This is a genomic window from Comamonas sp. UBA7528, from assembly GCF_002479375.1.
GTDB lineage: Bacteria > Pseudomonadota > Gammaproteobacteria > Burkholderiales > Burkholderiaceae_C > Comamonas.
Window position 1 is genome coordinate 63725 of the sequence record NZ_DLMU01000004.1, and the last position, 12252, is coordinate 75976.

Consider the following 12252-nt stretch of genomic DNA (forward strand, 5'->3'; position numbering starts at 1 on the left):
CTCAAAGACCGGGCTGGCAGTAACGCGCGCCCAGCCGAAAGCCGATGCCGCGCACCGTGTCGATGATGTCGCTGCCCAGTTTCTTGCGCAGATGGTGTACGTGCACGTTCACCGTGTTGCTGCCCACATCCAGGTCAAAGCCGTACAGGCTGTCGTGCAGCTGGGCCAGATTCAGCACACGGCCTCGGGACTGCAGCAGCGCCGCCAGCAGCGCCCATTCGCGGCGCGACAGCTCCACCAACTGACCATTGCGCCAAACTTCGCCGGTGCCGGCGTTCACCTGGCAGTCCCCCAGCGCTATCAGGTCGGTGGCACGGCCGCCGGCGCGGCGCAGCAGCGCGTGCAGGCGCAGCACCAGTTCCTGCAGGTCGAAGGGCTTGGTCAGGTAGTCGTCGGTGCCGGTCTGAAAGCCGGCCACCTTGTCTTCGATGGTGCCGCGCGCGGTCAGTATCAGCACCGGCAGCTGCAGGCCGCCAGCGCGCCAGCTGCGCAGCAGGGCCAGGCCGTCACCGTCGGGCAGGCCCAGGTCCAGCACACAGGCGTCGAAATGTCCCGCAGTCAGATGGCGGTCGGCGAGGGCCAGGTTGGGGGCAATGTCGCAGGCAAAGCCGTGCAGCTCCAGACCGGCCTTGATGCCGCTGGCCACGAGGCTGTTGTCTTCCACGATCAGTATGTGCATGCCGCTGCCCCTGCACGCCCACGCGCGCAAAAAACCAGTGATTCTAGAAATGCAGGGTTATCGCAGTATTAAAGGAGGGTTGTCGTGGCGTGCCCGGGCCGGCAGGCGAGCGAGGCAGAATTCCTTGGACGCTCTGCAGCAATTGCTGACAGCAGCAGCCCTTGTCATCTGCCAAATTGTCCGCATGTGGTGAACGGGTCGCGGGGTATGTTGCTGCGGGACCCGCTGGCGTGGAGAGAAAGGTCTGTCATGTGGAAGCTTGGTCGTCTGCTGTCGGTGTTTCGCAAGGAGCTGCGGCTCGCCTGGGCGGTGCTGCGGGATCCGCGTGCGCCCAAGGCTGCCAAGCTGGCCACGGTGCTGGCAGCGTTGTACGTGGTCAGCCCGGTGGATTTTGTCTCGGACTTCATCCCCGTTCTGGGCTGGCTGGATGACGGGGTGATCGCCTTTCTGCTGCTGCAGCTGGCCTTCAAGTTCCTGCCGCCCGAGCTGCTGGCCACGCTGCGGGCCCGGGTGGCGCAGCGCAGCCCCGGCAAGGCCACGCCCTGAGGCCAGGGCGCGTGCCTGCGCTCCTGGTGTTCGACGTTATCGACGTGATCAGCCCACAGCGCGCGCCAGGATGGCTTTGGTCTGCTGTGCCAGCGGTGCCTGGTACTGCAGTGTCAGATCGGGGCCGGGTTGGTCCAGTCCGGGCTGGGGTGCAGTGGCAGGCGCGCCGGGCAGTGCCCCCAACTGAAACAGCGTTGGCCGGTCCAGTTGCTCTGCCCAGGCGCTGTAGGTGCGCCGCGCCGTGGCGTGCAGCAGCGCCAAGTGCTGGGGGAGCTGGGCCAGAATCTGCGGTGCGCGCTGCACGGCGGGGCCGGGTGCGTGGCGCAGTTCGTCCTGGCCTTCGCTGCACCAGGCGCGGACACTGTCCTCCGTGACTTCCAGGTGGCCCTGAAACGCCCAGTGGCGGCCGTGCACAAAGCCTTTGTTCAGGCAGAACGCGCCGTACATGCTGCGCGAGGCGCCCTGGGGCAGCTCGAACGTGTCGTAATGCCAGTTGAACAGCGTGATCCGGGGGGGCAGCTGCATCAGATCCTGCGCCTGGCGTGTGACCCATACGTTGCTCCAGCCGATGTTGGGGCAGGGGTTGCGCCACACCCGAGCGCCCATGGCGCGGGCCAGCATCTGCGCGCCAAAGCAGTGGCCCAGCACGGGCACGTCGTGTGCCAGTGCGCTCTGCAGCAGGCAACGTTCCTGTTCGATCCAGCGCAGCTGCTCGTTGGCGCAGTGGTTGCTGCCCAGCACCACCACCCCGCGGTAGTCCGACGCCCGCACAGGTGCGCGGCCTTCCTGGCAGGGGCTGATCAGTTCACAGGCAATGCCTTGCTGCTGCAAATGTTCCCAAAGTACCCCGGGGCCTTGTGCGGCTTCGTGCTGGAGGATGGCGACAGGTTTCATACATCAAAGGGCTGGGTGTTACAGCCTGTGGTGGCGATGGCTGAAATTTAGGCATTCGGGCATCAAGCCCGTGTCGGGATTGCGCAGTTGGCTATCAAGATGGTGTCAAGCTGGCGTAGCCAGGCAGAGGGGCCGCATGCCTTGCGCCACGCCGTTCTGCCCATAGCCCTGGCAGCGCGGTAGGCATTGGCCGGGCAGAGTGGATGGATCTGTATAAAAATACAGGTTCCTGCCCATTTCCGCCACTTCCTGCAATTTCCCGCCCGTGTCTGCGCCGCAGCCTGCTGCCCTCCCGCCCCATCGCCTGTATTACCTGCACAACTTTCAGCGTGCGCTGAACTGGTTGGGGCAGCGCTATGGGGACCTGCTGGGTGAAGAGGAGGCCGGCTTTCTGGCCGGGTTTGCCCGGTTGCCGGAGACCGCACAGGCCCTGCTGGTGCGCATGGTGATGCGCAAGGGTCCGTGGTTTCGGGCCAGCAAACTGGTGTATGCGGAAATCGGCGACAGTGCCCAGGCGGCCGTGCCGCTGCTGCAGATGGGCTGGCTCAGCACTTCGGAGCCCATGGCGCTGGCCGAGCTGTTTGGCCTGCACACCAAGCCCGAACTGCTGGATATCTTGAAAGGCGCCGGGTTGGCGGCCACGCTGCGCAAGGCCGACATGCTGGCTGCGCTGGACGGGCAGATGGACCCTCAGCCCTATGCGGGCTGGCACCCCCAGGCCACGGAACCTGTCTGGCGCGTGATGGTGGGGGAGGTGTGCGAGCGGCTGCGGCTGATGTTCTTTGGCAACCTCCACCAGGACTGGTCGGAGTTTGTGCTGGCCGATCTGGGCATTTTCCGCTACGAAGCCGTGGCGCTGGATGCCGCCTCACGCGCTTTTCAGAGCCGTGCCGATGTGGACTTCTACCTGGCTATTTCCACCAGCCGCCAGACACTGGATGCCGGGGGCGATGCCGGGGCACTGCTGCAGTCGCTTGGGCAGCTTGAAAGCCCCCACCACTGGCTGAGCCAGCGCCGCGCCAAGCTGCTGCTGCGCCTGGGCCAGGCATGCGAGCGGGTGCAGGACTGGGAAACCGCTGCCCGGGCCTACACCGCCAGCCGCTACCCCGGCGCCCGCCACCGGCATATCCGCGTGCTGGAGCGCATGCAGTGCTTTGACCTGGCCCTGGACCTGGCGGCCCAGGCCCAGACGGAACCTGAAAGTGAAGAGGAGTCTCAGCGCGTGGCCCGCATGCTGCCGCGCTTGCGTCGCAACGCGGGCCTGGGCGGCGCACCCCGCCAGGCTGCGTTGGCTCCGGCCGTGGCTGCGCTGTGCAGCGAGATCGTGCTGGCGCCGCCTGCCCAGCCGGTGGCCGTGGAATACGCATTGCGCGACCACTGGCACCGCGCGGAGGCACCGGTGTTCTATGTGGAGAATGCGCTCATCAACTCGCTGTTCGGCCTGCTGTGCTGGCCGGCGATTTTTGCACCGCTGCCGGGGGCGTTCTTCCACCCCTTTCAAAGCGGTCCGGCGGATCTGGGGGCTCCCGACTTTGTGGCCCGCCGCCAGCCCCTGTTCGATGCCTGCCTGGCCGAGCTGCAGGACGGCCGTTACCGCGCCACCATCTGCCAGCGCTTTGCCGACAAGGCGGGCACGCAGTCGCCCTTTGTGTGCTGGGGCGCGTTGAGTGAAGCGTTGCTGGCTCTGGCGCTGGACTGCATTCCAGCCGTCCATCTGCAACGGCTGTTTGACCGCCTGTTGCGGGACGTGAAGGCCAACCGCACCGGCTTTCCCGATCTGGTGCGTTTCTGGCCTGAACGCGCAGAGGGCGCAGGACGTTATGAGCTGGTGGAAGTCAAAGCGCCTGGTGACAAGCTGCAGGACAACCAGATCCGCTGGCTGGACTATTGCGCCGCCCATGGCATTCCCGTATGCGTCTGCCATGTGCAGTGGCAGGGGGCTGGTGAAGAGGTATGAGCAGCGCCGCTGCCCCGCTGACGGTGGCCGTGCGTGCGCTGTGCGAATTCACGGCCCGCAGTGGTGATCTGGACCTGCGTTTCACCCCAGCGCCCAGCGCGCTTGAAGGCAGGGAGGGCCATGCCGTGGTGCAGCAACGCCGCCAGGCGCAACCGGGCAGCAAGTATGAAGCCGAGGTCGCGCTCAGTGGCCAGTTTGAAGACCTGCAGGTGCGCGGCCGGGCCGATGGTTTTGATGCGCTAGCGCTGCAGTTGGAGGAAATCAAGACCTACCGCGGCCCGCTGGACGCGGTGCGCCCCCACCACCGCGCATTGCACTGGGCACAGGCCAAGGTCTATGGCCATCTGCTGTGCCAGGCACGCGGACTGGCGCGGTTGAGCGTGGCGCTGGTGTATGTGCACACGCCCTCTCTACAGGAAACGGTGCTGGTGCAGGACTGCAGTGCCGACGAGTTGCAGCAGTTTTTTGCCATGCACTGCCGCCTTTACCTGGACTGGGCGCGCAGCGAAGCCCATCACCGCCAGCAGCGCAATGCGGCGCTGGCGGCAGCGACCTTTCCCATGGCGGCGTTTCGCACCGGGCAGCGGCAACTGGCGGTGGCGGTCTACCGCACGGCCCGCAGCGCCAGTGCAGGCCGGTGCCTGATGGCCCAGGCCCCCACCGGGATTGGCAAGACGCTGGGCACTATTTTCCCCATGCTCAAGGCCATGGCGGGGCAGGGCGCCACAGCGGCCTCGGCTGCAGACACCACGCCCCCTGGCTCCGCGGTGCATGGTGCAGCCAGCGCTTCGGACACTTGCAACGGGCTGGACAAGATGTTTTTCCTGACCGCCAAAGGCACGGGCCATGGGCTGGCATTGCATGCGCTGGAGCAAATGCAGACGGCATTGACCCAGGGGCAGCACGAACCGTTGCGGGTGCTGCAAATGCGCCCACGTGATGCCAGTTGCGAGCACCCGGACAAGGCCTGTCACGGGGAGTCCTGCCCATTGGCACAGGGGTTTTTTGACCGGCTGCCGGCGGCACGGGGTGAGGCCGTGGCCCTGTCTGCATCTGCGGCGCCGGTACTGTGGGACGGCTCTGCTGTGCGCCAGGTGGCGCTGCAGCATGGCATCTGCCCTTATTACCTGTCGCAGGAGCTGGCGCGCTGGGCCGATGTGGTGGTGGCCGACTACCACTATTTCTACGACAGCGCCGCCATGCTGTATGCCCTGGCGCAGCAGCAAGGCTGGCGTGTGGGCGTGCTGGTGGACGAGGCCCACAACCTGCTGGAGCGCGCCCGCAGCATGTACACCGCACCGTTGTCACAGTTCGACCTGGCGGCCGCCCGTCGTCGCTCGGCCAGTTCGGCCACGGGGGCCGTCAAGAAGGCGCTGGATGCCCTGCAGCGCCAGTGGAGTGCACTGAACAGGGCGCAAGCAGGCCTGTCGCAGCAGGCGCCGGATTCCGACGCAGACGAAGCACCGGGGGCACAGAGCTTGCCACTGTTTGCCCAGGCGGCCCCCCACACCGTGTGCGGGCCGCTGGCCCGCAGCCACACCGCCAGCCACGCGGACTACCAGAGTTATGCCGCCATCCCTCCCGCGTTGCAGGTAGCGGTGCAGCGTGCCATCGGTGCGATTGCCGATGTGCAGGCCGACCAGGCTTTGCCTACGGGCGACCCGGTACTGACGCTGTACTGGGCGCTGCTGCACTTTCAAGCCCTGGCTGAACAGTTTGGTCCGCATGCGCTGTTCGATGTGCAACTGGCGCCGCCGCTGTCGGCTCGCGGCGGGCAGCCACGCACACCGGCCTCCACGCTGTGCATACGCAATGTCATTCCCGCACCGCACCTGGCTGCGCGCCATGCGGCGGCCCAGGCCACGGTGCTGTTTTCCGGCACACTCAGCCCGCCGCAGTTCTACCGCGATCTGCTGGGGCTGCCAGTCGATACCGCCTGGCTGGAGGTGGACGCGCCATTTGCCGCCCACCAGCTGCAGGTGCGCATTGCCCGCCACGTCTCCACACGCTGGCGCGACCGCGAGGCATCGCTGGTACCCCTGGTAGATCTGATCGCCCGGCAGTACGCCGGCCAGCCCGGCAACTACCTGTGCTTTGTCAGCAGCTTTGACTACCTCCAGCGCGTGGCTGCCAGCTTGCAGCGCCTGCACCCGCAGCTGCCGTTGTGGCAGCAGGAGCGCAGCATGGACGAAACCGGGCGTGCGGCCTTTCTGGAGCGTTTTGTGGAAGGAGGCCAGGGCGTGGGGCTGGCCGTGCTGGGCGGCGCCTTTGCCGAAGGGGTGGACCTGCCTGGCACCCGCCTGATTGGGGCTTTTGTCGCCACGCTGGGGCTGCCACAGGTCAATCCCGTCAATGAAGCCATGCAGCGCGCCATGGATGCTGCCATGGGGGCCGGACGGGGCCATGACTACACCTACCTTTACCCTGGCTTGCGCAAGGTGGTGCAAGCCGCTGGCCGCGTGATCCGTACCGAGCAGGACCGGGGCGTGGTGGTGCTGGTGGATGACCGCTTCCAGCGCGCCGAGGTCAGGGCACTGCTGCCGTCATGGTGGCAGGTGGAGTGAAACACCGGAACGGCCCCGCAGGTACGGGCTGGACATTGACCTCCATCGATCGCGCGCTGCGCAGGGCTTCACCGTGGGTGATGGCTTCCATGGTGTTGTCCTTGGGGCCTGGCTGCCATGGCAGGCAGAGACGCCCGCTTGAAGGGGCGTTAGAGCGGCTGAAGAACGCCACTGCGGTTCGGCCTGATAGAACTGGGCCGGATTCGCGCACTGACTGCAGGGTGCGCAGCGAGGTGGCGGTTCCGGGGTGACCGTTCAGGGGAGCGCGCCTACGCCCTGGCGCAGCGGTGAGAGATATGGAGGAGCGCTGCCGTTCGCTGACGGGACGTCCCGGTCTATTTTTTTGGCGTGTCCGGCATCACTGTGCGTTCGGATTCGGGATCCTGGGGAATGTCAGATTCGGTGTCTGGAGAGAATGGCGGATGGGGCGGATCATCGCCCTCACTTTCCTGCTCGGGGTAGGGTTTGCCAACGGGATCCATCTCCTCGTCCTCGGGAAATGAGGGCTTGCGTGTGCTTGACATCGTCATCTCTCACTCCTCACTGCTGGCTGCTTTTCCCGGGCTTGGGAGCCGGTGCAGCAGGTCGACTTTCCTTGGGTACGGATTGGGGCCCGGTATTGGGCTTGCGGTGTTGCTCGGCGATGATGGTCGGTTCGGCCGCCACACCTTCTCCGGGCGCTCGCTTCGGCGAGCGATGCTGGCTTGTATCGGTGTTGCTGGTTTTGGTTGACATATTTGCCTCCTGAGAGCCGCTCACGCCACCTCGATATATGGGTTGCTCGGCCTTGTCGTGCGTGGCGTGCGAGGGGGGGTATGGCCTGCGGCCCCGCACCCCGTTCCGGCTGAAAAGCTGGACTTCGCGGAGTGTGTCAGCCGCTTTGAGAAGCCGGTCCCATGCATGCATCGGCCGGCTGTCGGTCACCACTTAACGCTGAGGCTGGTTCTGCTGGTCCTGCCCAGGCTGCTGGCGATTCGGGTTTTGCTGCTGCTGTTGGTCAGAAGGCTTTTGCCCGGGCTGTTGCTGACCAGGCTGCTGTTGATTGGGGTTCTGCTGTTGTTGCTGGCCGGGCTGCTGCTGATTGGGTTGCTGAGACATGGCGTGAGCTCCTTCAGGTGAAACGGCAGGTCGGGGTGAGCTGCCTGGTTGTCAGCATGGAGCGCCGGGTGCCGCCGATCTGTAGTCAAAGTCTGACAATGCGCTTCAATCATGTAAGTGAATGCTCTCTATTTGTGCGTTGAAGAGCCTATAAGAGGGAGGGTTCTTTTCTCACAGCTTGAGGTGCTTTGTAGACTTCTTTTACGGCAATTCTTCAATGTCCATGCGTGAAGCGCGCCGTCCCTCTTACTTCGTTGCTCTGCCTTGTGGTGCCAGCTGTCGTGCCTGCGGTCTCACGCTTTGTCTCTTGCTGCCAACCTGCGTTTCGTTGGAGCGTGTTAGCCGTTCCAGGGGGGCTGTGAAGCATGGATGACCCATGGAAAAAGCCCGCATATGCGGGCTTTGGTGTTTGGCGCCTCAGATAATTTACAGGTAGGGAACCCCGTAATAGTCGTTCACGCGGCGGCGGTTTTCATCCGTGTAGTCCCAGTCAATACCGCGTTCATAACTTGGAGCACCTTCCAGTTGCTCCTTGCTCACGGAGACAACATAGCCGCCCATATTGGGTTCATATTTCAGGCTCCCCCAGGGAATGGGGTAATTGTCGGTACCTATTCCCAGGAAGCCGCCAAACTCCATGACGGCGTACCGGACTTGTCCGCTGACCTTGTCAATCATCAGAGAGTCGATCGAGCCTAGCTTTTCGCCATTGGGATTATAGACGTTGGTGCCATTGACCTTGTCAGAGGAAATGATGCTCGATGCAGTGTTGGGTGTAACCATGGCTATCTCCTAGAGGGGGTTTACACACAAGCGCTGAGAAAATGCGATGCCACAAGGGTGGCATTGCGAGGTGCGGAAAATATGGGGTGAGAGAAGTTTCTCTCTATGGATGAACCGCTTCAACGCTTGAGGCTTGCGAAGCAGAATGGCTTCTGGGTACAGATTAGGTCACGTCGTCGACGTCAAAGGGTAGTCGTTAGGTCTGCAGGAATGTAGGATCAGCGCTTACTTAATGCTTTTTAATGAGATAAATACCCGCGGGTGTAACTTATTGCGTGGAATTGAGTGAAAATAATCTCTGTTGTTTGAAAATATATGTCTCACGCAGAAATAAATGAAAAGCTGTGGGGCTGCAGCCTTCAAGGAGGGGTAATGCAAGGAGGGTTAATGCGAAATTTTTTTGCGGTCATTTTTCTGGCATTGGTTTGTGGTGCTGCGGCGCAGGCAGAAGGTGAGCCTGCGATCAATGAGGCTCTTTTGCGCAATGCATTGGCCGAAAGACTGATTGGTACGGAAGGTGCCGAGTTAAGGGCCTTGGAAGTCATTGAAAGCAAAAAAGAGAAGGGCGATTTTCAGATCTGCGGTGAAATCAAGGTGGGCGACAGCGGTGCTTATACGCCTTTCCTGGTGTATATCGTGAATATGGAGAAGTACGCGGTGATGGATATATCGCCCAATGCACGCAAGCTATGCACATTGGTCAAGCAGGGGGAGGTCTAGGCGTCGTGCTTCGCCTCCTGCTTGGGGCATTGGCAGGGAGGCGCGCTCAGCCACTGTTTCATTTGGCTGCGCTTGTATCAGTCAAGGTTGTGATCGACCTACATCCATGGCGGGGTGTTGCGCGTACTCTGTACAGACTATTCACCACACGAAGGAGTACACAATGAAGTTGTTTTCCCCGAATGCCTCGACCATTCAGCGAGACCTGACCCGCCTGCTGCAAGATACGGGTGAGGTGCTTGCTGCGCGAGCCAAGGAGGAGCCCAAGTTGAAGGAGGCTGTGCAGTTCCTGGATCGCGGACTCAGCCGCGCTCGAAATGCGGCAAACGGGGCTGTGGATTATTCGAAGGACGTTGCACGCCACACCGATGACTATGTCCATGATTCACCATGGCAGGCCGTTGGTGGTGCATTGGCCGTGGGGGTTGTCATCGGTATGCTTTTGACAAGACGGTAAGTCCTATTCTGGTGTTGAATTTTTGTGAAGAGAAAAGCCCGCATCATGCGGGCTTTTCTATATATCGTTACCAGAGACCGGATTCAGGTCCGTGTAGTGCGATTGTCAATAAAGCATTTTATGGACGTGTAAGAATCAAGGGCGAACCACAATGCTGTTCCTTACCCCCATAACACCTTTGGTGTTGCGTGTGATGGATTCTGCACGGTCTTTTTCTGCCTGGCTTTTGGCAAAGCCGGAGAGTTGAACCACACCCTTCATGGTTTCAACGCTGATGGAGGTGGCTGCAACAGTTTTATCCTCTGCGAATTTTGCTTTTACCGCTGTGGTAATGCCAGAGTCGTCCATATACGACCCCACACTTTGTTGATTGCGGGCTACGGAGCACCCTGTGACAGCCAAAACGCCAGAGCCCAATGCAATGGCGAAAATCAGAGCGCTAGATGTATGGCTTGCTTTCATGACGATTCCTTTCTGGGTTGGGTGTCGGAAGTTATTTCTTGTTGATCAAACTTACGACAAAAGTAATTACCGCAATCGCGATAAAGACAAAGAAGAGAATTTTTGCGATATCCACTGCACCTGCAGCAATGCCGCCAAATCCCAAAACAGCGGCGATCAGTGCAATGACCAAGAAAATAACAGCATAACGTAGCATGTTTGCCTCCTGTACTTAATTTTTATACTGGGGCTAAGAGAAGATTTGTAAGGTTATTCAATAAATGGATGAAAGATATGGACTACACCATACGGAATTACCAGCCTGAGATCACTGTAAATCAATATTGCATCTGCGCTTCCATAGATTAATATAATGAATTTTAAAATTCAATATGGCAATAGAAAAGTTCTAGAAGGAATGGCCCAGTGTGAATGTTATCAACCTTGCTTGGTTAATAGGTTTTCACACGAAATACATGAAAGGAGTCATCGCGATGCAAGATACAAAAAAGCGGAAGAAATCTGAGCGTCAAGCCGATGCCGCTGTGCAGTGCCAACAGCTTATTCGGGCGACGCAGGATGCAGGCACCCGCACGTGGTGCGCATTCAAAGACAAAAGCCAAAGCTGCTCCAGGTCCTGGGCATGCCGAGCCAGCGCCCCCGCTGCCATCGCAGACGCTGGCCAAGCCCGGGGTGCAGGCCGACATGCAGCTGCAGCCTTTGAGCCTTGCCAGGGACTACCGTGGCAGCGGCAAACTGGAGGGCAAGATTGCCATCATTACAGGAGGGGATTCAGGCATCGGTCGGGCCTTAGCGATTCTCTTCGCGGGGGAGGGCGCACAGGTCGCCATTGCCTATCTGAATGAAGACGAGGATGCCAAAGAGACCTGCCGTCTGGTGGAAGCGGAAGGTGGTGCATGCCTGTCCATCTCGGGCGATGTGCAAGATACTGCGTTCTGCGAGGGTCTGGTTGCCAAGGTACTCGTGAAGTTCGGCGCCATCCATGTGTTGGTAAACAATGCAGCCTTTCAGGAGCATGCGGAACGCATCGAAGATCTCACCGAGCAGCGACTTGAAGAGACGTTCAAGACGAACGTCTTTGGCTACTTTCACATGGTCAAAGCCGTGCTCCCTCATCTTGGCGAGGGCGACTGCATCATCAACACCGGTTCGGTCACAGGCCTTCGCGGTAGCAAGAACCTCTTGGACTACTCGGCCACTAAGGGTGCAATCCATGCGTTCACCAAGGCGCTTGCAAGCAACCTGGCCGAGCGCAATATCCGCGTGAATGCCGTGGCACCGGGTCCTGTCTGGACACCACTCAATCCGGCAGATAAAAAGTCGGGGGATGTGGCGGAGTTTGGGGCCAAAACCGACATGCGGCGACCTGCCCAGCCGGAGGAAATCTCGCCGGCCTATGTTTTCCTGGCGCCTCAAGCCTGCTCCAGCTACATCACGGGCGTGGTGCTTCCCATTACAGGAACGGCAGCGGAAGGCTGATTTTCGCCATGCACACGAAGACCCGGGGTCGCGAGTATTCGCGTGGCGGATAGCTCAGCCTTGGGTGGAGCGCCCCATCATGCCAGCGACCGCGAGGCGCTCCCGAATGCCCGTCCGTGCCACATGCGCGCGTGTCATGCAGCACAGACTCACACCATGGCAGAACGGCTTCAGTTGACCACGGCCTGGCAGGCTTTTGCGCACTGTTTGCATGCGTCGGCACACCGCTGGCAGTGGTCATGTGAATGCTGGGAGCATTCATGCGCGCAAGCCAGGCAGACTTCGCTGCACACACGGCAAAAATGCCGAGCCATTTCACTGTCGCGGGCCATCGCATTCGCAGCCAGACTACAGATGGCTGCGCAATCTGTATCAAGCGCAATGCAGCGCTGCATCTTTTTTACGTCGTCTTCCTTGAGGCAAGCGGCCAGGCAAGCGCTGCAGGCGACAGCACAAGCGTTGCATGCGTCGATGCAAGCCTGATAGCGGGAATGAATATGCATTGCTCAATCTCCGATTCTCTTCGCTGTGGACGATGCGGTCCAGAGCCATAAAGGCTCTGTTCCATCCGATCTATTCGGGCTATTCGGCCCTACAGCGGTGCGGCTACAGA

Annotated in this window: 15 protein-coding genes; 6 read left to right on the top strand and 9 right to left on the bottom strand. The window is 61.1% G+C overall.

Features of this window, described 5'->3' with window-relative positions:
• Position 1: 1 nt before the first annotated feature.
• Entirely contained in the window at positions 2 to 679 is a 678-nt protein-coding gene (locus tag B3349_RS04400) for a response regulator (protein ID WP_291586747.1), read from the bottom strand.
• 249 nt (positions 680 to 928) lie between these two features.
• Between B3349_RS04400 and B3349_RS04405 the strand changes: the two genes are divergently transcribed.
• Entirely contained in the window at positions 929 to 1225 is a 297-nt protein-coding gene (locus B3349_RS04405) for a YkvA family protein (RefSeq protein WP_291586749.1), read from the top strand.
• Positions 1226 to 1273: 48 nt separating this feature from the next.
• Here the strand turns inward: B3349_RS04405 and B3349_RS04410 are convergent, their stop codons facing one another.
• Positions 1274 to 2119, bottom strand: coding sequence for a type 1 glutamine amidotransferase (locus B3349_RS04410; RefSeq protein WP_291586751.1), 846 nt, complete (start codon positions 2117 to 2119; stop codon positions 1274 to 1276).
• Positions 2120 to 2384: 265 nt separating this feature from the next.
• Here B3349_RS04410 and B3349_RS04415 point away from each other — a divergent pair, with 265 nt between their 5' ends.
• Entirely contained in the window at positions 2385 to 4076 is a 1692-nt protein-coding gene (locus tag B3349_RS04415; RefSeq protein WP_291586753.1) for a VRR-NUC domain-containing protein, read from the top strand.
• Complete coding sequence (locus B3349_RS04420) at positions 4073 to 6640, top strand: helicase C-terminal domain-containing protein (protein ID WP_291586754.1); 2568 nt, start codon at positions 4073 to 4075, stop codon at positions 6638 to 6640. Before B3349_RS04415 ends, B3349_RS04420 begins: the two co-directional genes overlap by 4 nt.
• A 335-nt stretch (positions 6641 to 6975) precedes the next feature.
• Here the strand turns inward: B3349_RS04420 and B3349_RS04425 are convergent, their stop codons facing one another.
• The 4 genes from B3349_RS04425 to B3349_RS04440 form a co-directional block, all read right to left on the bottom strand.
• Positions 6976 to 7170: a hypothetical protein gene (locus tag B3349_RS04425; protein WP_291586756.1), complete on the bottom strand. Its 195-nt coding sequence runs from the start codon at positions 7168 to 7170 to the stop codon at positions 6976 to 6978.
• 10 nt (positions 7171 to 7180) lie between these two features.
• Positions 7181 to 7375, bottom strand: coding sequence for a hypothetical protein (locus B3349_RS04430; RefSeq protein ID WP_291586758.1), 195 nt, complete (start codon positions 7373 to 7375; stop codon positions 7181 to 7183).
• Positions 7376 to 7567: 192 nt separating this feature from the next.
• On the bottom strand, positions 7568 to 7738 hold the full coding sequence (locus tag B3349_RS04435) for a hypothetical protein (RefSeq protein WP_291586760.1): 171 nt from the start codon (positions 7736 to 7738) through the stop codon (positions 7568 to 7570).
• Positions 7739 to 8164: 426 nt separating this feature from the next.
• Positions 8165 to 8521: a PRC-barrel domain-containing protein gene (locus B3349_RS04440; RefSeq protein WP_291586761.1), complete on the bottom strand. Its 357-nt coding sequence runs from the start codon at positions 8519 to 8521 to the stop codon at positions 8165 to 8167.
• A 315-nt stretch (positions 8522 to 8836) separates the two neighbouring features.
• Here B3349_RS04440 and B3349_RS04445 point away from each other — a divergent pair, with 315 nt between their 5' ends.
• Both B3349_RS04445 and B3349_RS04450 read left to right on the top strand, forming a co-directional pair.
• Positions 8837 to 9241: a hypothetical protein gene (locus tag B3349_RS04445; RefSeq protein ID WP_291586762.1), complete on the top strand. Its 405-nt coding sequence runs from the start codon at positions 8837 to 8839 to the stop codon at positions 9239 to 9241.
• 163 nt (positions 9242 to 9404) lie between these two features.
• Positions 9405 to 9698: an ElaB/YgaM/YqjD family protein gene (locus B3349_RS04450; RefSeq protein WP_291586764.1), complete on the top strand. Its 294-nt coding sequence runs from the start codon at positions 9405 to 9407 to the stop codon at positions 9696 to 9698.
• Between the two features lie 135 nt (positions 9699 to 9833).
• Here the strand turns inward: B3349_RS04450 and B3349_RS04455 are convergent, their stop codons facing one another.
• Entirely contained in the window at positions 9834 to 10160 is a 327-nt protein-coding gene (locus tag B3349_RS04455) for a BON domain-containing protein (protein WP_291586766.1), read from the bottom strand.
• Positions 10161 to 10191: 31 nt separating this feature from the next.
• Positions 10192 to 10356: a DUF1328 domain-containing protein gene (locus tag B3349_RS04460; RefSeq protein WP_083520354.1), complete on the bottom strand. Its 165-nt coding sequence runs from the start codon at positions 10354 to 10356 to the stop codon at positions 10192 to 10194.
• 362 nt (positions 10357 to 10718) lie between these two features.
• Between B3349_RS04460 and B3349_RS04465 the strand changes: the two genes are divergently transcribed.
• Positions 10719 to 11639 carry an SDR family oxidoreductase gene (locus B3349_RS04465; protein ID WP_291586769.1) on the top strand — a complete coding sequence of 307 codons (921 nt, stop codon included), beginning with the start codon at positions 10719 to 10721 and terminating at the stop codon, positions 11637 to 11639.
• A 170-nt stretch (positions 11640 to 11809) separates the two neighbouring features.
• Here the strand turns inward: B3349_RS04465 and B3349_RS04470 are convergent, their stop codons facing one another.
• Entirely contained in the window at positions 11810 to 12142 is a 333-nt protein-coding gene (locus B3349_RS04470) for a four-helix bundle copper-binding protein (RefSeq protein WP_291586770.1), read from the bottom strand.
• Positions 12143 to 12252 lie beyond the last annotated feature (110 nt).